This window comes from Kangiella geojedonensis (genome assembly GCF_000981765.1).
GTDB classification, from domain to species: domain Bacteria; phylum Pseudomonadota; class Gammaproteobacteria; order Enterobacterales; family Kangiellaceae; genus Kangiella; species Kangiella geojedonensis.
On the sequence record NZ_CP010975.1, the window covers coordinates 1 to 19,574 of the forward strand.

Sequence of the window (19,574 nt, forward strand, 5' to 3'; positions counted from 1 at the left end):
ATGTCTAGCAGCATGTGGCGAAACTGCCTGCAACGACTACAGTCAGAACTCTCTGTTACAGAGTTTAATACTTGGATAAAACCTCTCCAGGTTCGTGAAACCGATAAAGAAATGGCTTTGTTTGCGCCTAACCCTTTTTTCGTCGATTGGATCCGTCAGCAATACCTTGATCGCATTACTGAGTTTGTTACCAGCAAAGAAGATAGCAACCAAATGCATATCTCTTTACACGTTGGAAATGCTCAAATAGCGGAGTCCGCATCTACTCAAGGCACTAATAATACGACGCAAGCTTCTACAAAGCCGACGGTTAATCACATTGCTTCAACGCCTGTTAATAATAATCGTTCAAACGCATCGTCTAACTTCCCTCAGAACAATCTTAATAATAAGTTTACTTTTAATAATTTTGTAGAAGGTAAGTCGAATCAATTAGCTAGAGCAGCTGCGGAGCAGGTAGCTGAAAACCCTGGTATTTCCTACAATCCTTTATTGATATATGGTGGCGTTGGTTTAGGTAAAACGCATTTAATGCATTCTGTGGGTAATCTCATTCTAAAAGATAAACCTGATTCAAAAATCGTTTATCTTCACTCTGAGCGCTTTATGGCTAATATGGTCAAAGCGTTACAAAGCAATAGTATGGATGCCTTCAAAAATTATTACCGTTCCGTCGATGCTTTATTAATTGATGATATTCAGTTTTTTGCCAATAAAGGGCGTACTCAAGAAGAGTTTTTCCACACCTTTAATAATCTCATTGAGAAAAATAAACAGGTCATTATTACCTGTGATCGCTATCCTAAAGAAATTGAAGGTCTTGAAGAGCGTCTTAAGTCTCGCTTTGGCTGGGGGTTAACTGTTGCTATTGAGCCGCCTGATTTGGAGACTCGAGTCGCCATTTTGATGAGCAAAGCCAATCAATCCAATATCGAGCTTCCTCATGAAGTCGCCTTCTTTATAGCTAAACGGATCCGTTCTAACGTTCGCGAGCTTGAAGGAGCCCTGAAGCGCGTTATCGCCAATGCACAATTTACCGGTAGATCAATCACTCTGGATTTTGTTAAAGATGCCCTGAAGGACTTAATAGCAGCTCAAGATAAATTGATTTCTATCGATAATATACAAAAAACTGTCGCTACCTATTACAAGATTAAGGTTTCTGATCTATTATCTAAAAGACGGAGTCGGTCAATAACGCGGCCACGTCAAATGGCAATGACTTTAGCAAAAAAACTGACCAACCATAGTTTGCCAGAAATTGGTGATGCATTTGGTGGACGAGACCATACCACTGTATTGCATGCTTGCCGAAAAATAGATGAATTAAAAAGTGAAAGTGTTGATATTGAAGAAGATTACTCTAATCTATTAAGGACTTTATCAACATAATAAATTATTGGGTTTCATTAAGGGTATTCTTATGCGTTTTACCATGACTCGTGATCAACTATTATCACCACTACAGTTGGTGAGTGGAGCTGTTGAAAAAAGACAAACTTTACCAATTTTGTCCAATGTTTTGATGGTTGTTGATGATAGTAAGCTCTCACTAACTGCGACTGATCTTGAGATAGAGCTCAAAGCTCAGGTTGAGTTAGAAGGCGAGTTTGAGCCTGGTGAAATAACGGTACCCGCGCGCAAATTGCTTGATATCATTAAAAGTCTTGGAGACGGTGAGAACGTTAAGTTGGAGATGGGGGAAAATCGCTTAAGGGTATCAACTCCAGGAAGTCGTTTTAACCTATCGACAATGCCAGCCAATGAATTCCCAAATTTAGAAGAAACAGCCAGTTTAGCATCATTAACAGTTTCTCAGCACACACTAAAAGAACTTATAGAAAAAACTCAATTTGCAATGGCGCAACAAGACGTTCGTTATTACCTCAATGGTATGCTATTTGAGTTTGATGAAGATACCCTCACATCAGTCGCTACCGATGGGCATCGATTAGCACTATCTCGTGAATCGGTTAAGTTGGAACTTGATGAGCGTGTCAATGCTATCATTCCAAGAAAAGGCGTCTCTGAATTAGGACGACTACTTGATCATACGGACGAGGCCTTAACCCTAAGTCTTGGCACCAACCATATTAAAATCACCAATTCAGACTATGCTTTTACTTCAAAGTTGGTTGATGGCCGTTTCCCAGAATACGATAAGGTTCTTCCTCGCAATGGCGACAAAATTGTCATTGCTGATCGTGAAGTACTGAAGGAATCTTTATCACGAGCTTCTATCCTTTGTAACGAAAAATTCCGTGGTGTCCGCCTCATGCTCTCTGATGGGCAAGTTCGTTTACACGCGAACAACCCAGAGCAAGAAGAAGCGGAAGTTGAATTTAGTGTTGACTACCAAGGATCAGATCTTGAAATAGGTTTCAACGTCAGTTATATGATTGACGTTATGAACACTATAAAAACTGAGCAAGTTAAATTGACCTTTATTGATGCTAACAGCAGTACTCTTATCGAAGAAGTCGATGGTGGTGAGAGTATGTATGTCGTTATGCCAATGAGACTTTAATTGTACTTTAGAGCTCTGCTGATTGGTTATAGCGTTGTATAACTCATGCTGGTTAACCAATTATCCATTCATAATTTGAGAAACTTAGACAATCCAAGTTTAAGTTTCTCCTCCCATCTTAATATTATTTACGGTCCTAACGCTGCCGGAAAGAGCAGTTTATTAGAGGCCTTATACATTTTAGGCAATGGTCGCTCATTCCGTACAACAAAGCACAATAAAGTCATTAACGATGAATACAATGACTTTACTATTTTTGCAAAATTAGAGTCTTCAGGCATACGGCATCAACTAGGTTTCAGCCGACAACGTAATGGTGAAACAGCTATTAAGTTAAACTCTGAGCCTGTAAAGCGACTCTCGACATTAGCCAAGTTGTCCCCAGTTCAAATACTTTCCCCCGAACAGTACGATTTATTGGTTAAAGGCCCAAGTTCACGTCGAAAGCAATTAGACTGGGGAGTGTTCCACGTGGAACATTCTGTGCTTAGTTTATGGCAGAAGTGCCACAAAATCTTATTGCAACGAAATCAATTACTAAAGCGTCAGTCACCCTATAAGGATATCAGTATTTGGGATAAACAATTAGTTACTTTATCCGAACAAGTTACTCAACTTAGGCAAGCTTATTGTGATAAAATAACTCCTTTATTTCGTCAGTATTGTCAGGACTTTTTAGGGCAGTATGACTTATCTCTCCAGCTTTATCCCGGCTGGTCGGATAGAAAAGATATTGGGCTGCAACAAATATATTCAGAGCAGTTCGAGAAAGATAAACAATTAGGCTATACACAGTCGAGCATTCATAAAGCCGATCTTAAGTTTGTGTTAGACCAGACAAAGAGAGCAGGAGATTACCTATCTCGTGGCCAACAAAAGCTTTTAATAACGGCTTTTAAATTAGCTCAACTGAAGGTTATGCAGGAATATGGACGTCAAACTCCTTTGTTTCTGCTTGATGATATTGGGGCTGAGTTAGACGCACACCATCAACAGCAATTGCTGAACGTGCTTGCCAACCAACCACCAAATCAACAAACATTTATAACTTGCGTGCATCTAGAGCCATTAAAACCTCTCATCGAACAATATGATGATGTGAAGATGTTCCACGTGGAACATGGCCATATTAAAGAGGTTTCTGTGGATGCAGCAGCTTTATAGGCATGAACAACCTAGAAGGAAACCCTATGTCGGAAAATAACAATTACGATTCCTCCAGTATTAAAGTTCTAAAAGGACTTGATGCTGTTCGTAAACGTCCAGGTATGTACATTGGTGATACCGACGATGGAACGGGCTTGCATCATATGGTTTTTGAGGTGGTTGATAACTCTATTGATGAGGCATTAGCTGGCCATTGCTCAGAAATTAAAGTTACTATCCATGATGATAACTCAGTGTCGGTGCGCGATGATGGTCGTGGTATTCCTACTGAGATTCACGAGGAAGAGGGGGTTTCTGCTGCAGAGGTGATTTTAACCGTTCTGCACGCAGGTGGTAAATTTGATGATAACTCCTATAAAGTATCGGGTGGTTTGCACGGTGTAGGGGTGTCGGTAGTTAATGCACTATCTGAAGAACTCACTCTGACTATCCGTCGTGGTGGCAAGCGTTATGAACAAGTTTACAAGCTTGGCGTGCCTGAAAAGCCTCTGGATATGGTTGGAGATGCCGAAACTAGCGGTACAGAACTCCGTTTCAAACCGAGTTCAGAAACCTTTACAAATATCGAATTTAAATACGATATTTTAGCAAAACGTTTGCGAGAACTATCATTCTTGAACTCTGGCGTTAGTATTAAGTTGAATGACGAGCGCAGTGGTAAGTCTGATCACTTTAAGTATGAGGGCGGTATTCAAGCATTTGTTGAATACTTGAATCATAATAAAACCCCGGTTCATGAGCGAGTATTCCACTTTACATCAGAGCGCGAAGAAGACGGTATCACTGTTGAAGTAGCGATGCAGTGGAATGATGGTTTCCAAGAGAATATTTTCTGCTTCACTAATAACATCCCTCAGCGCGATGGCGGTACTCACTTAGCAGGATTCCGAGCAGCGTTAACTCGCGGTTTAAATACTTTTATGGATGCGGAAGGGTACAACAAAAAAGGAAAAGTTGGCACAACAGGCGATGACGCCAGAGAAGGCCTCACAGCGGTTGTCTCAGTCAAAGTTCCTGATCCAAAGTTTAGCTCCCAAACTAAGGATAAACTAGTCTCCAGTGAAGTTAAAAGTGCCGTAGAGCAAGCGATGGGAGAGCATTTAAAGGATTTCTTGCTGGAAAACCCTAACGAAGCTAAAGCAGTTATCAATAAGATGATTGATGCAGCACGAGCGCGCGAAGCCGCTCGAAAAGCCCGTGAAATGACTCGCCGTAAAGGCGCGTTGGATATCGCAGGCTTACCGGGAAAACTGGCTGATTGTCAGGAGAAAGATCCCGCTTTATCTGAACTCTACATAGTGGAGGGTGACTCTGCAGGTGGTTCGGCTAAACAAGGTCGTGATCGTAAGAATCAAGCCATTTTACCGTTGAAAGGTAAAATTCTAAACGTTGAAAAAGCTCGCTTCGATAAGATGTTATCATCGCAGGAGGTTGGGACCTTAATTACAGCATTAGGCTGTGGTATTGGTCGAGAAGAGTTCGATCCGGATAAAACGCGTTATCACAGCATTATCATTATGACGGATGCTGATGTAGACGGTGCTCACATTAGAACCTTATTGTTAACCTTCTTCTATCGTCAGGTCCCAGAGCTGATTGAGCGCGGGTATGTGTATATCGCTCAACCACCGCTATACAAGGTTAAAAAAGGTAAGCAAGAGACTTATTTAAAGGATGACGAAGCGTTAGAAGCTTACTTAACAAATTTAGCGTTAACCAATACTCAGCTTTATACCAGCAAAGATGCCCCGCCTATTACCGGCGAGCGTCTAGAGACATTGGTTAATGAATATCGCGAAGTTAAGCAAACGGTGAATAGGGTCGCTCGTCGTCTTCCTCGAGAAATGCTGCACAAGATGATCTACCATAAAACGTTAACCACAGATGATATGAAAGACGAATCGAAGGTTAAAGAATGGAATGATGTTCTTGAAGAGAAGCTCAATAGGGATAGAACCAGCGGGTCTCATCGATATGAGTTTAACATTCGCAAAGACAATGAGCTTAATATCTTTATGCCTCACTTAACCATGTATCATCATGGTATTGAAAGTGAGTACTTACTCTCAAAAGAGTTCTTTGTTTCTGAGGATTATAAGAAGATAAGCACGTTAGGTGAGCAACTTGAAAGTTTGATTGAAGAGGATGCTTTCGTCAAACGCGGCGAGAAGATCCAAGAGGTTGAAACTTTCAGTGAAGTTTTAGAATGGTTAATGGATGAGGCGCGTAGAGGGCAGTCGATTCAACGTTATAAAGGTCTCGGTGAAATGAACCCAGGCCAGCTCTGGGAGACGACTATGGACCCTGAGAGCCGTCGCATGTTGCAAGTGACAATTGAAGATGCGGTAGCGGCCGATCAGCTCTTTACAACGTTAATGGGTGACCATGTAGAGCCACGACGTGAGTTTATTGAAAGTAACGCACTCTCAGTCTCAAATCTTGATGTATAATTTATCACCATGAAAAAAAGGGGCTTTTTAGCCCCTTTTTTGTTGATGTTTAAATAATTAGCTGAGAACGGTATTCTTGAAGTTTGCTGCTTGTGTCATCATCCAGCGATGGATACTCGATATCCAGGCTGTTTAGGGTTTGTAGGATGATATCAGACACCGTTGCTCGCATGGCAGGCTTGTTATCGGCGGGTATGCAATACCAAGGGGCCCATGGAGTAGAAGTGCTTCGTAAACAGTCCTCATAAGCTTCCATATACTTATCCCACAACTGACTTTCTTTTAAGTCACCCGCTGAAAATTTCCAGTTCTTGTCGGGTCTATCAATACGATCTTTAAACCGTCGGTGTTGTTCTTCCTGTGAAACATTAAGGAAAAATTTCCGTATAACGGTACCGTTAGCAACAAGATGATGTTCATGATCGTTAATGGATCGGAAACGTTGTTGCCATAAATCGTTTTTTTCATGGGATTTCGATGTGGAAAGTTGGCTTTGATAATCAAAAGGTAATTGTTGGGAGCCTAAATACTGAGGATGAACTCTTACAACAAGAGTCTCTTCATAATAGCTCCTATTAAATATACCGATTTTCCCACGTTGTGGCAGTTGCTTGGTCGTGCGCCATAAAAAATCATGGTCAAGTTCACGTTTGGAGGGTTGTTTAAAGCTTGATACTTGAAAACCAGCAGGGTTTACGCCTTTAAATACATGGCGAATAGTACTATCTTTACCTGCCGCATCCATGGCTTGAAAGATAAAAAGGATTGAGTACTTGTTATGAGCATACAGTTTTTGCTGTGTCTCATAGAGCTTTTTACGATTGGATTTATAAATCTTTTTATAGTGAGACTTTTTGTTTAAATTATCGAACGAGGTTTTCATGTTGTGTAACTTGAAAGAGTTATCGAAAGGAACTAGGCAAGGGTGCTCTGTCATTGAAAACATAAAAACCTCTTAATAATAACTATGAATATTTTACAAATGTTAAACACTAGTACCTTGTTTATACAGGAAAAATACGTAATATGAAAAGGGATAAATAAATCATTAATAACAAAGGAGAGTCATATGTCAGTAGCCAAGGTTACCGAAATAATTGTTGAATCAGAAAAAAGTTTTGAAGATGCTGTGGTTCAAGGTGTGAAACGTGCGAACAAAACCTTAGATCAAGTCAAAGCGGCTTGGGTAAAAGAGCAGCAAGCCGTTATCGAGAATGGCGATGTAGTAGGTTTTAGAGTTGTATTAAAAGTTACGTTCTTATTAAAGGATTAAGTGATAAGTATAAGACCAGCTATAAAAAGGTGCTATAAGGCACCTTTTTTATATGCCTAATATTAACTACTTGCTACCAGTCAAAGATCCTAATATACCTCTGAGTAATTTTTTTCCAAGGTTAGAACCAAGAGTTCTGGCCAAAGTTTTTAAGAAAGTTTCACCAATACCTTGGCGGTTGGATTTTCGAGAAGAACTACGGCTTGCTTTTTTCTTAGCAGCTTTAGCCTTTTCTTCTTTCTCGCGGAGGCGCTTTGCTTCCTCCATTTCTTTTTGTTTGCGTTCTTCTAATTTCTGTTCCTTTGCCAAAAGTATTTCATAGGCAGACTCGCGATCGACAGCCTTATCGTAAACACCGTGAACAGGAGATTGTTGAAAAACTTTTTTTCGTTCAGCACTTTTTAGTGGCCCAATACGAGATTCTGGTGGGCAAATAAGCGTTTGTTGAACAATACTGGGACGGCCTTTGTCATCTAACACGGAGACTAACGCTTCACCAACGCCAAGCTGTGTGATGAGTGATTCAGCATCAAGATGAGGGTTAGGGCGGAATGTTTCGGCAGCGGTTTTAACGGCTTTAAAGTCTCTTGGAGTAAAAGCACGCAAAGCATGTTGAATGCGATTGCCTAGTTGTCCCAAGACATCATCAGGGATATCAGTGGGGTGCTGAGTAACAAAGAAGACACCTACACCTTTAGAACGGATAAGGCGAACCACTTGCTCAATGCGATCGAGCAAGGCTTTTGGCGCACTCTCAAAAAGCAGGTGAGCTTCATCGAAAAAGAACACTAAACGGGGTTTATCAGGATCGCCCACCTCATCCAGCTCTTCGAATAACTCAGATAGAAGCCAGAGAAGGAAGGTCGAGTAAATGCGCGGGTTAAGCATCAGCTCTTTGCTGTGTAGGATGTTAATAAAACCCCGGCCGGATGTATCAGTACGCATCAGGTCTTGAATATTGAGAGCTGGCTCACCAAAGAACTGATCACCACCTGAGTTTTCGAGCACCAGCAACCGCCTAACGATAGCGGCGACACTTTGCGGGGAGACATTTCCATACTCACGCATAATCTCTTTGCGGTTATCACTTAGCCAGTTTAGCATTGAACGTAAGTCTTTGATGTCTAATAACAAAAGACCCTGTTCATCGGCAATATCAAAAGCAATATGAAGGACACCTTCTTGAGTGTCATTGAGCTCAAGAAGGTTAGCCAGAAGGATCGGCCCCATTTCAGAAATAGTCGTACGTACGGGGTGTCCATGCTTACCGAAGACATCCCAAAAAATGACGGGGTTATCATGAGACTGATAGTTCTCGATGCCAATCTTCTCAATGCGCTCGTCAATTTTTGGATGCGAGCCAGCCGCCGCTGAAACGCCAGATAAGTCACCCTTTACATCAGCGGTAAATACCGGCACCCCCATCTTGGAAAACCCCTCTGCTAATACCTGCAGAGTGACCGTTTTACCTGTACCCGTGGCACCGGCGACTAGACCATGACGGTTAGCCATCTTTGGATTAAGGACAATGTGTTCTTTCTTTGGATTACCACCGATTAATAGCATAATTCTGAATTGTTATGTTCCCTGTACTCAGATTATACAATCGACGGTAAAAGGCAAGTGAGGATATAAGCAAAGCCGACTTAAAGTGTAAAAGATATTACATTACCTTTGAGTCGGCTTAGTGTTAGCAAGATTATCGATTTTCCAGCTCTGACAATTTCTTTTCGAGCTCTTCTAGTTTTTGGCGGGTTCTTAACAAAACTTGAGTTTGGGTATCGAATTCGTCACGTGAAACCAAGTCGAGTTTACCCAGTTGGGTTTGTAAAACTTGCTTAAACTGTTTACTCATCTCATCTTTGGCAGTTTTTAGTCGTTCAGGTACTGCGTCCGATAATTTCTTTGCAATGTCGTCTAACTTCTTTGGATCAACCATGATTCACCTACTATCGAGAATTAATTACCAAAGGGGTGGTTTGGTACGTGCTAAATAAAGAATGGTGGCAAAACTGGCGATTGCAAGGGTAAACATGATTCCTCGTAAGCCTTTGCTCTGAGTCTTAAAAGTAACGATACCAAAACCAATGTAGAGCACAATCATGACTATCTTAGCAATAATCCATGGTTGAAACACAGCACCGTACCAAGTTGCCCATAAAGCGATACCTGTACCGAGAAGTAATGTATCAATGATGTGCGGTGTAATCTTGACCCACTTTTTTTGTAGAGCTGGACTTTGTTTAAATAGCCAAACACTGCGAAGTAAAAAGCCAAGAATAGTGATGATGGCTAAGGTCATGTGAATATGTTTAAGCGCTGTCATGATCTACCTTAATTGTAAGTTGCTGTTTATTTTCATAGGCCTCAACGGAAGCCAGAAAAGAATTCAGTTGCTCAGACGGCAACTGTGACATTATAACGACTTTGTCGGAGAATTGTTCTTTGATATCTTGAGCTTGATGTTCTTCAAGTAAGTACCGTATTTGATTTTGCAGATCGTAGGATACCTCTATTTCAACAGCGGTTGTATAAATACGTTGGTGAGTACTTACTATGCTTAAAGCTTCTTTAACTCCTCCACTATAAGCTCTAGCTAAGCCACCTGTCCCAAGTTTTGTGCCGCCATAATAGCGAGTGACCACGGCGGTAATATCACCAAGTCCAGAGTGGGTGAGCACATTGAGCATGGGCATACCTGCAGTGCCGCTAGGCTCGCCATCGTCAGAACAAGCCATTAGCGTTGTACTATCAGGGTTACCGACAATATAGGCCCAGCAATGGTGGGTGGCGTCGGGTTCGTCGGAGTTCAGTTGCTTGATAAATGCCTTTGCTTGTTTAACGGAAGGCGTAAAAACAATTCGAGTGGTGAAGCGACTTCCCTTGATGATTTCTTCAAAAATGCAGGGTTGGTTAACCGGATGGTTTGGAACTCGATAGGAAGGGGGAGCGGCCGCAGGCTTATCCTGCGGCGCTGTAGGTTTACTCATTGCTTATTTTAAATAAGCGCGAGTTAAGTTGCGGTGGCCTGTTTCGGTTACCGCAATATCGTCTTCAATACGAATGCCGCCATACGGTCGGAACTCTTCGATACGATCCCAATTAATGCTTGAACCATGCTCGCTGGTCTTTAGATCGGCAAGTAACGACTTGATGAAATATAGCCCTGGCTCAATGGTTAAGATCTGGTTCTTTTCGATCGGACGGGTATTACGTAAGAACGGATGTTCTTGTGGTGGCGGCGCTGGATCGCCATCAGCGTTGGACTGGTGTCCACCTACATCGTGTACCTGTAGACCAATTTGATGACCGAGGCCATGCGGGAAGAAGGTGCGTGTAACGCCATTTTCTAGCATAGACTCAGGGCTCATGTCGCAGATCTTGTATTGATTCAATACTTTAGCGATTTCTAGGTGAGTATCGACATGAAGATCAACGTAAGACTGACCTGGTTTGACGCGATCAACCACACTAAGGTGCAACTGCTCCATGGTGTTGATCAAATCAGCAAACTCGGTATTTTTATCAAAAGCGTAGGTACGCGTAATATCCGCATCATAACTGTTGTAGCGCGCACCGGCGTCAATTAAGAAGGTGCGGTGTTCGCTTGGGCGCTCAGTATCGTAATGCATGTAGTGCAAAATCGAGGCATTTTCATTGAGCGCTACGATACTGTTATAAGGAAGTTGTGCTTCGTGATGGCCGCTTGCTAGCAAGTAGGCTAGGTGAATCTCAAGCTCGGAACCTTGGTTATAAAACATATCGCGAGCAGCCATGTGGCCCATCGCAGCACGTTTGTTGGCTAGCGCTGAACATTCAATCTCATAATCGGTTTTGATCGCACGGTGCCAATTAATTTCATTAATTAAATTACCAGGATTGATAGCGTCAAAGTCTTCATCTAAAAATGGGTAGGCCATTTCACCAATGAAGGCGATGGTGCCGCTGGATGGCATAAAAGCGCGAACTTCATCTTTTTTGCGCATCATCTTGATGTCGAAGTGCTCAACCCAGAAACCATCAGGGTCACCAGCAACTTTATGCCAGAAATCAACGGGTTGGTAATAACACAGGGTGCGCTCGCCCTTCGCCGAAATAATAATCGTACTGTCGTGCAGATCCGAGTGCGGAACGAAGCTGTTAAAGTGGAAGTTCGATTTAAACGGGTAGGACATATCGTCCAAGAAAATACCGTGCAGTGAGCCAGCTGGAATTAACAAGTGGTCAAAACCGTGGCGCTGCATCGCGTCTTGGTAACGCTTGGTAATCGTGTCAATGTGCTCAGAGAATAAAGGTTTTAGCTCTGCGTCAGTCATATCACTACCATAAAAATTTGAGACAATAAGCAATCATTATTTCAGATCGGGCCGTGAGGGGGCAAGGAAAGAATGGGTTAATCAAGCAAAGTTATTGCTTGGGATTGGCTCAAAGGATGATTGTTGATTTTGTGACCAAAGCGATAGCAAGAGCTTTTGTTACGTCAAAAAGTTCGCTATGATTGGTCAGACCAGATAGAGCCGTAGAGATGTGTTGTGACCTCTGGGCGGGTTGAAGTACACTGGATTGCCCTAATCTACTTTAATCAGAACGGTCAGAAGTTCAATTCCATCATCTGATAACCAAAACGGAGAAACAGAATGATTTTCGAAGGTCAGTCGATTCAATGCAGATTACGCGATAAAGGTATCGCCGAAGTGTGCTTTGATAATCAAAATGAGTCGGTGAATAAGTTCGACCGAGCTACTCTTAACGAGTGGCTTCAAGTTAATGAGTTATTAGCTGAACACAAAGAAGTAAAGGCTGTTATGGCAACCAGTGGCAAGCCCGTATTTATTGTCGGAGCCGATATCACTGAGTTTAATGAATTGTTTTCTTCAAGCCGTGAAGACTTACTGGGTTGGTTGGTTGAGGCTAATAAAGCATTTACTGGCTTTGAAGATTTACCTTATCCGACCGCTGTTGCGATTGATGGAATGGCACTCGGCGGCGGTTTAGAAATGTGTTTAACCTGTGACTTCCGTGTGGCGAGCCCTAAAGCACAAGTTGGACTACCAGAGTCGAAGTTGGGCCTAGTACCAGGTTTTGGTGGTAGTGTTCGTTTGGCGCGATTGATTGGTCCTGACAATGCTTTTGAGTGGTTATCAACCGGTAAAGCTTATAAACCAGAAAAGGCGCTAGCGGTAGGAACCATTGATGCGGTAGTGGATTCAGAGCACTTGATCGCCAGTACAGAACAGATGCTATTAGACGCGGTTGAAGGAAAGCTCGATTGGCAAGCGCGCCGCGCTGAGAAAAAAGCACCACTACAATTGAATAAAACCGAAGCCATGATGTCGTTCATGACCTCGAAAGCTTATATCGCTGGTCAAGCGGGTCCGCATTATCCAGCACCAGTACGTGGCGTACAATTAATTGAAGATAGTGCAGGAATGAAGCTGGAAGATGCCATTAAGGCTGAACATGAAGCCTTTGCTGATATGGCGCAAACAGAACAAGCTTCTGCCTTAATTCAATTGTTCTTGAACGATCAAGTTTTAAAGAAAAAAGCCAAGATTGCGAGTAAAACAGCGGATATCGACGTCAAAAGTGCAACCGTCTTGGGTGCAGGTATTATGGGCGGCGGTATTGCCTATCAATCGGCTTCACGGGGCGTTCCTGCAGTGATGAAAGACATCAAGCCAGAAGCGCTTGAGCAAGGAATGGATGAAGCCATTAAATTGTTTGGCAAAGGTGTTAAGTACGGCAAGATTACTACCGATAAAATGGCAAAAGGTATTGCCAGCATTAAACCTACGTTAAGTTATGAAGAAATTAAACATACTGACATTGTGGTTGAAGCCGTAGTTGAAAACCCAAAAGTAAAAGAAGCGGTGTTAACGGAAGTGGAAGGCTTGATGCCGGATGATGCAATCATCTGTTCAAACACCTCAACCATTTCAATTGATCGCTTAGCTAAGTCATTAAAGCGCCCCGAAAAATTCTGCGGTATGCACTTTTTTAATCCTGTGCACAAAATGCCGTTGGTTGAAATTATACGCGGTGAAAAAACGTCGGATGAAACCGTTGCCAGCGTCGTTGCTTACGCGAGCAAGATGGGCAAATCGCCAGTTGTGGTAAATGACTGCCCAGGGTTTTTTGTGAACCGCGTGTTATTCCCATATTTCGGTGGCTTTACTAAGTTGGTTCGTGATGGTGCAGATTTCCAGCACGTTGATAAAGTTATGAGTAAAAAGTTTGGTTGGCCTATGGGGCCAGCTTACTTATTAGATGTTGTGGGTATGGATACTGGCCGTCACGCTGCAGAGGTAATGGCAGAAGGGTTTCCGGATCGCATGAGTAAAGAAGAGAAAGATGCGATTGATGTGATGTTCGAAAACGATCGATATGGTCAGAAATCAGGAAGTGGCTTTTATGTCTATGGTAAAGACAAAAAAGGTCGTCCTACGAAAGAAGCCGATCCAAAAGCGTATGAGCTGCTAAAAGAAGTAGCAGCTGACACGAAAGACTTCGACGATGAAGAAATTATTGCAAGAACCATGTTACCGATGATTATTGAAACCATTCGTTGTTTAGAGGAGGGTATAATCGATAGCCCTGCCGAAGGCGACATGGCATTAATATATGGCTTAGGCTTCCCTCCGTTCAGAGGCGGTGTCTTTAAATATGTAGATTCTCAAGGCATTGCAACCATTGTCGAACTAGCGAAAAAATATCAGCACTTAGGTAAGGCATATGAGCCGACTACTGGAATGCTGAAAATGGCGCAAGACGATAAGAAATTTTATCCATCGGATTTATCTTAAGAGAAGCCACTGGGAGTTAACGATGAAAGAAGTAGTAGTAGTAGATGCCATTCGTACCCCAATGGGGCGCTCGAAAGGCGGAATGTTCCGAAATACGCGTGCTGAAGAGTTATCTGCGCGATTGATGCAGGGATTATTGGACCGTAATGAAAAGCTGGATCCTGCAGATGTTGAAGATGTGATCTGGGGGTGTGTTCAGCAAACCTTAGAGCAAGGGTTTAATATTGCCCGTAATGCGATGTTGAAAACGGATCTACCGCACCATGTTGCTGGACAGACTGTAAATCGCTTGTGTGGTTCTTCCATGCAAGCATTACATACAGCTGCACGTTCCATCATGGTTGGTGATGGCGATGTCTTTATCATTGGCGGTGTCGAGCATATGGGACACGTTCCGATGAATCACGGCATCGACTTTGATCCTGAGCTTGCAAAATATACGGCAAAAGCTGCGGGTATGATGGGTCTTACCGCTGAAATGTTGGCTAACATGTATAAAGTTTCGCGTGAAGAGCAAGACCAGTTTGGATATCGTTCACATCAGCTAGCACACAAGGCGACAGTTGAAGGCCGTTTTGCTAAAGAAATTTTAGCGATGGAAGGTCATGATGAGAAAGGTCAGTTAAAGCGTTTTGATTTTGATGAAGTCATCCGTCCGGAATCAACAGTAGAAGACTTAGCAAAATTACGCCCTGTGTTCGATCCAAAAAATGGTTCAGTAACTGCTGCAACATCTTCAGCAATTTCGGATGGTGGTTCGGCTATGCTAGTAATGTCTAAAGAAAAAGCCGAAAGCCTTGGTTTAACGCCAATTGCTAAAGTGGTGTCTATGGGCGTTGCGGGTTGCGATCCTTCAATCATGGGCTTCGGTCCAGTACCAGCTGTGAAAAAAGCATTGGCACGAGCGAATATGAAGATCGGTGATATTGATTTGTTTGAGCTCAATGAAGCTTTTGCGGCCCAGTCCATTGCTGTGCTGGATGGTTTAGGTTTGCGTGACAACTTTGAAGATAAGGTGAACTTAAATGGTGGCGCGATTGCTTTAGGTCACCCGCTAGGGTGTTCAGGTTCAAGAATTTCAACAACATTGTTACGTTTGATGGAAGATAAAGATAAGGAGTTTGGTATTGCGACGATGTGTATTGGCTTAGGTCAAGGTATCGCAACAGTTTTCCAAAGGCTGAATTAAAAACTCAACAAAGGCTTCTTCGGAAGCCTTTTTAATGATGCGGGCGTTTTGTTTTGGCTTTGTGTTTGTAAGAGAAGATAGATTTTCCTGTAACGCCAGCATAGCCAACAATGACAATAAACACGCAGATAACACTAACGAATAACCAGCTGAAAAGAGACATGGTACACCTCCTGTGACCTTTACCAATGATTTAATATTGCCGATAAACAAGGAGATAAGCAAGAGGCAGTTTGTAATAAATTGAAAAAGAAAATAAAAGGGCTATGTAGACGACAGCACGTAAGAATGACGTCTAGTCATTGAATAAGGATTTGAGCATCGAAAAATTATCATCGGCTAATTCTTTTTGTTCAGACTCTGTTAGTGGCTGACGCTTGGCATCCCAATCAAGATCCTCTTCCGGAATTTCTTCTAAGAAACGACTCGGCTCGCAGTTAATGACTTCACCAAACTTATTACGTTTTTTACACAGCGTAAAGACTAATGTTTTTTGCGCACGAGTGATTCCAACATAAGCGAGACGACGTTCTTCTTCAATATCATCATTTTCGATACTGGATTTATGAGGTAAAAACTCTTCTTCCATGCCAACCAAATAAACATGGTTGAACTCAAGACCTTTTGCCGCATGAAGCGTCATTAATTGAACTTGATTGGCGTTTTCTTCCTCTTCTTCATTCCGATCCAGCATATCCCGCAACATGAGGTTGGTGACGGCTGCGGCGAAAGGGTTTTCATCATGTTCATTTTCATCAACATACTTTTCAACCCAACCCAGAAGCTCTTGAATATTGTTCCATCGAAATTCTGCAGCTTTTGGCGTGCTTGAGGTTTCGTGCAACCAAGAGTGATAACCAATTTTCGCTATAAGCTCATGAATAACACCCAAGCTGTCTCCACGCTTGGCGTTATCAGCGGCGCGTGAAATAGTATCGACAAAACGACGAACAGAATCTAAACCTTTGCCAGCTAGGTACTGCTCTAAGCCCATCTCGAAAGAAGCGGCATACAAACTAATATGACGTTTTTGCGCATAGGTTCCTAACTGCTCAAGAGTCGTAGGCCCTATCGAACGACGAGGGGTGTTCGCAATTCGTAAAAATGCATTGTCATCGTCTTCATTCGCCAGTAATCGTAGGTAAGCCATGATATCTTTAATCTCAGAGCGACCAAAGAAAGAGGTGCTGCCTGAAATTTTATAAGGAACTTTGTTAGCTATTAATGTTTTTTCAAAAAGCTTCGCCTGATGGTTGCCGCGATACAGAATTGCAAAGTCTGAATATTTTCCGTTTTTAGTTTTTACTTTTCGAGAAATGATCTCAGTGACTACTTTTTGTGCTTCGTCATCTTCATTAGCACAAGTTACTACGCGTAGAGGGTCGCCGTAAGGTTTGTCCGACCAAAGTTTCTTTTCAAAAACGTGAGGGTTGTTATCAATGAGAACGTTAGCAGCTTTAAGGATTCGCCCATAGGAGCGATAGTTTTGCTCAAGTTTGGTTACTTGTAACTTCGGGAAATCCTTAGCAAGTTGATCAAGGTTTTCAGGTCGTGCGCCACGCCATGAATAAATCGACTGATCATCATCACCAACCACGGTGAAGTTACCGAACTGTCCGACCAAGTATTTAATTAATTCATACTGACTAGTATTGGTATCTTGATACTCATCAACTAAAAGGTATTTAATTTTATTCTGCCACTTTTCTCTGACTTGTGGATTGTCACGAAGAAGCAAGGTAGGAATTAAAATCAAGTCATCAAAATCAACCGCATTATAGGCCTTCATGCTACGAGCGTACTTTTCATACACTTTAGCAAACACTAAAAGCTCTTGAGTATTGGCTTGGGCTATAGCTTGTTCTGGCAGGACTAAGTCATTTTTCCAGTTAGAAATTTGATTCTGCAATTGCGAGAGTAATGCTTTATCACTTTCAGCTTCTTTGAAGCCTAAATCTTTGAGAAGGGCTAAACTGTCTTGATCATCGAAAATAGTAAAATTCGACTTCATACCAAGAGTTTTATACTCTCGGCGAATGAAGTTAAGACCAAAGTTGTGAAATGTTGAGACGGTAAGTCCCTTGGTGGCGTTTTGACCAGCGATCTTGCTAACACGTTGTTTCATTTCACGCGCTGCTTTATTGGTAAAGGTTACCGCTACAATATTGCGCGCTGGAATCTGGCGCTCTTTAATCAAGTAAACGATTTTGCGAGTAATAACGCTTGTTTTACCACTGCCCGCACCAGCTAACACCAATAGCGGACCAGAGGTATTTAAGAGTGCTTGTTGTTGACGTTGATTGAGTTGAGGTAAAGACAAGGGTGCGCAAGTTTCTTATTAAAGTTGGCGGCAAGTTTAGCAACTCACCGCTAAATAGCGCAATGAAAATTAAGTTTATTCAACAGAAAAAGGAAGTTTCAAATACTTACGACCATTCGATTCGCTTTCAGGGAAGTTGCCTGCTCGAATATTGACCTGTAATGAAGGGTAGATGAGGCGCGGCACATTTAGGGTGCTGTCGCGTTTATTTCTGAGTTCGGCATAGGCTATAGGATTGCCTCCCGATTGTTTGAAATGAACATTATTTTTTTGTTCAGCTACGGTGGTTCGGGCAACTGCTTCCCGATCCTTGGGGTAGTCGTGGCACAGCCATAAATTATAGTTTTCGGGAAAAGAAGTTAAAAAGGTTAAACTGTCAAAAAGTTTTTCCGCACTTCCCCCGGGGAAGTCGCAACGCGCTGTTCCAAGATCAGGGTGGAAAAAAGTATCGCCAATAAAAATGTTACCTGCAATTTCATAACTCATACTATCGTCAGTATGACCTGGAGTGGGGTGAGCGACAAAGTGACTTTCACCTAAAGCAAGGGTGTCGCCCTGATGCATCAAAATATCAAATTGGCTGCCATCGACAGGTAAATCTAAATTGAGACTTGTGGCAAAATGCTGCTGGACATCTTTAATGCCAGCGCCAATCACAATCTTCCCTCCGAGGGTTTGTTTGATATATTGTGCAGCCGTCAAATGGTCAGCATGAGCATGGGTTTCTAGAATCCATTCTAGCTTTAACTGGTGTTGTTTAACGTGTTCAATCAGAGCTTTGGCAGACTCGTAATGAGCTTGGCCAGAAGGTAAGTCAAAATCAAGAACCGGGTCGATAATCGCACAAACCTGAGTCACAGTATCGGTGACTATATAGCTCCAGGTGCCAGTATCTTGATGATAAAAAGGTGTAATATTGATCGTATCGGCATTTTTTACTGACATAAATGAAGTAACGATTGAAAAAGTGATATAAGAATAATATATTAGAAAAAACTAATAATCAAACCTTGGTGATTGTGTGGAATTTCAGTGGCAAGCATTGACTGGCGGTATACTGATTGGTCTGTCCGCAGTTTTACTGTTTATGAGCATGCGTAAAATCGCTGGTATCAGCGGCATGGTAAAGCAGGTGTTGCGTGGCAGTGGTAAGGGCGCTGAGCGCTGGTGGCCATTAGTGTTCATAGTAGCCTTAATGTTGGGCACTTGGATATACAGTGCTGTGTTTAGTGTCGAATCATCGCTAAGAGAGGGTTATCCGAAGGAGCTTCTTGTGGCGTCAGGATTACTGGTTGGTTTTGGAACCTATATCGGCAAAGGCTGCACCAGTGGACACGGAGTTTGCGGCATCGGGCGCTTATCAAAACGATCAATTGTTGCGACTGTTGTCTTTATGTTGTGTGCTGTGATTACCGTTGCTGTGATGGGAGCTGTGTCATGAAGAAACTAATAACAGCTTTGATTTGCGGTACCTTGTTTGGTTTTGGTCTCGCCATGTCACAAATGATTGATCCGGATAAAGTTCAGGGTTTTCTGGATATTTTTGGTGACTGGGATCCAACGCTGGCGTGGGTGATGGGCGGAGCTTTATTAATATCCATACCAGGCTTTGCTCTGTTACTGACTAAAGACGAAAAAGCTCACATTAAACAAGGCGTGATAGACAGCAAGTTATTAGTCGGGAGTGCGCTCTTTGGCGTAGGCTGGGGCTTGAGTGGTTATTGCCCTGGGCCAGCGTTAAGTGTGGCCCCACTGATTATCACTGAACTATTGTGGTTCTTAATTCCACTGATAGTGGGCATGGTTCTGGCTGGCGCCATTTTTGGTAAAGAGCAAGACTAGAGT

General features: G+C 42.5%; 17 protein-coding genes. 9 read left to right on the forward strand and 8 right to left on the reverse strand.

Annotated elements, in window-relative coordinates; genetic code table 11:
- The 4 genes from dnaA to gyrB are packed head-to-tail and all read left to right on the forward strand — an operon-like array spanning position 1 to position 6,144.
- Positions 1 to 1,392 (forward strand): chromosomal replication initiator protein DnaA, encoded by a 1,392-nt coding sequence (gene dnaA / locus TQ33_RS00005; protein ID WP_046560243.1) that lies wholly within the window; start codon positions 1 to 3, stop codon positions 1,390 to 1,392.
- A 31-nt stretch (positions 1,393 to 1,423) separates the two neighbouring features.
- On the forward strand, positions 1,424 to 2,527 hold the full coding sequence (gene dnaN / locus TQ33_RS00010) for a DNA polymerase III subunit beta (protein ID WP_046560244.1): 1,104 nt from the start codon (positions 1,424 to 1,426) through the stop codon (positions 2,525 to 2,527).
- A gap of 45 nt (positions 2,528 to 2,572) precedes the next feature.
- Positions 2,573 to 3,691 (forward strand): DNA replication/repair protein RecF, encoded by a 1,119-nt coding sequence (gene recF, locus TQ33_RS00015; RefSeq protein WP_046560245.1) that lies wholly within the window; start codon positions 2,573 to 2,575, stop codon positions 3,689 to 3,691.
- Positions 3,692 to 3,717: 26 nt separating this feature from the next.
- A complete protein-coding gene (gene gyrB, locus TQ33_RS00020; protein ID WP_046562176.1) occupies positions 3,718 to 6,144 on the forward strand; it encodes a DNA topoisomerase (ATP-hydrolyzing) subunit B in 2,427 nt (808 codons plus the stop codon).
- Positions 6,145 to 6,193: 49 nt separating this feature from the next.
- On the opposite strand, the gene TQ33_RS00025 is transcribed toward gyrB, so the two are convergent.
- On the reverse strand, positions 6,194 to 7,090 hold the full coding sequence (locus TQ33_RS00025; protein WP_046560246.1) for a PPK2 family polyphosphate kinase: 897 nt from the start codon (positions 7,088 to 7,090) through the stop codon (positions 6,194 to 6,196).
- A gap of 123 nt (positions 7,091 to 7,213) precedes the next feature.
- Here TQ33_RS00025 and TQ33_RS00030 point away from each other — a divergent pair, with 123 nt between their 5' ends.
- A complete protein-coding gene (locus tag TQ33_RS00030; RefSeq protein ID WP_046560247.1) occupies positions 7,214 to 7,417 on the forward strand; it encodes a dodecin family protein in 204 nt (67 codons plus the stop codon).
- 66 nt (positions 7,418 to 7,483) lie between these two features.
- On the opposite strand, the gene TQ33_RS00035 is transcribed toward TQ33_RS00030, so the two are convergent.
- The 5 genes from TQ33_RS00035 to pepQ form a co-directional block, all read right to left on the reverse strand.
- Positions 7,484 to 8,983: a helicase HerA-like domain-containing protein gene (locus TQ33_RS00035; protein ID WP_046560248.1), complete on the reverse strand. Its 1,500-nt coding sequence runs from the start codon at positions 8,981 to 8,983 to the stop codon at positions 7,484 to 7,486.
- A 133-nt stretch (positions 8,984 to 9,116) separates the two neighbouring features.
- The gene (gene ubiK, locus TQ33_RS00040; protein WP_046560249.1) at positions 9,117 to 9,356 is read right to left on the reverse strand and encodes a ubiquinone biosynthesis accessory factor UbiK; all 240 of its coding nucleotides are present in this window, start codon (positions 9,354 to 9,356) and stop codon (positions 9,117 to 9,119) included.
- Between the two features lie 24 nt (positions 9,357 to 9,380).
- The gene (locus TQ33_RS00045; protein ID WP_046560250.1) at positions 9,381 to 9,743 is read right to left on the reverse strand and encodes a SirB2 family protein; all 363 of its coding nucleotides are present in this window, start codon (positions 9,741 to 9,743) and stop codon (positions 9,381 to 9,383) included.
- Positions 9,730 to 10,407, reverse strand: a complete 678-nt coding sequence (locus tag TQ33_RS00050) for a YigZ family protein (RefSeq protein ID WP_046560251.1) — start codon at positions 10,405 to 10,407, stop codon at positions 9,730 to 9,732. The genes TQ33_RS00045 and TQ33_RS00050 overlap by 14 nt, the downstream gene beginning before the upstream one ends.
- Before the next feature lie 3 nt (positions 10,408 to 10,410).
- Positions 10,411 to 11,733: a Xaa-Pro dipeptidase gene (gene pepQ / locus TQ33_RS00055; RefSeq protein WP_046560252.1), complete on the reverse strand. Its 1,323-nt coding sequence runs from the start codon at positions 11,731 to 11,733 to the stop codon at positions 10,411 to 10,413.
- 321 nt (positions 11,734 to 12,054) lie between these two features.
- On the opposite strand from pepQ, the gene fadB reads away from it, so the two are divergent.
- Complete coding sequence (fadB, locus tag TQ33_RS00060) at positions 12,055 to 14,220, forward strand: fatty acid oxidation complex subunit alpha FadB (RefSeq protein ID WP_046560253.1); 2,166 nt, start codon at positions 12,055 to 12,057, stop codon at positions 14,218 to 14,220.
- Between the two features lie 22 nt (positions 14,221 to 14,242).
- Positions 14,243 to 15,409 carry an acetyl-CoA C-acyltransferase FadA gene (gene fadA, locus TQ33_RS00065; protein ID WP_046560254.1) on the forward strand — a complete coding sequence of 389 codons (1,167 nt, stop codon included), beginning with the start codon at positions 14,243 to 14,245 and terminating at the stop codon, positions 15,407 to 15,409.
- Positions 15,410 to 15,704: 295 nt separating this feature from the next.
- Here the strand turns inward: fadA and rep are convergent, their stop codons facing one another.
- Both rep and TQ33_RS00075 read right to left on the reverse strand, forming a co-directional pair.
- The gene (gene rep / locus TQ33_RS00070) at positions 15,705 to 17,729 is read right to left on the reverse strand and encodes a DNA helicase Rep (RefSeq protein ID WP_046560255.1); all 2,025 of its coding nucleotides are present in this window, start codon (positions 17,727 to 17,729) and stop codon (positions 15,705 to 15,707) included.
- Positions 17,730 to 17,804: 75 nt separating this feature from the next.
- Positions 17,805 to 18,674, reverse strand: a complete 870-nt coding sequence (locus TQ33_RS00075) for an MBL fold metallo-hydrolase (protein ID WP_052735130.1) — start codon at positions 18,672 to 18,674, stop codon at positions 17,805 to 17,807.
- 76 nt (positions 18,675 to 18,750) lie between these two features.
- Between TQ33_RS00075 and TQ33_RS00080 the strand changes: the two genes are divergently transcribed.
- The gene (locus tag TQ33_RS00080) at positions 18,751 to 19,170 is read left to right on the forward strand and encodes a YeeE/YedE family protein (protein WP_046560256.1); all 420 of its coding nucleotides are present in this window, start codon (positions 18,751 to 18,753) and stop codon (positions 19,168 to 19,170) included.
- Positions 19,167 to 19,571, forward strand: a complete 405-nt coding sequence (locus tag TQ33_RS00085; RefSeq protein WP_046560257.1) for a DUF6691 family protein — start codon at positions 19,167 to 19,169, stop codon at positions 19,569 to 19,571. Before TQ33_RS00080 ends, TQ33_RS00085 begins: the two co-directional genes overlap by 4 nt.
- Positions 19,572 to 19,574: the final 3 nt, after the last annotated feature.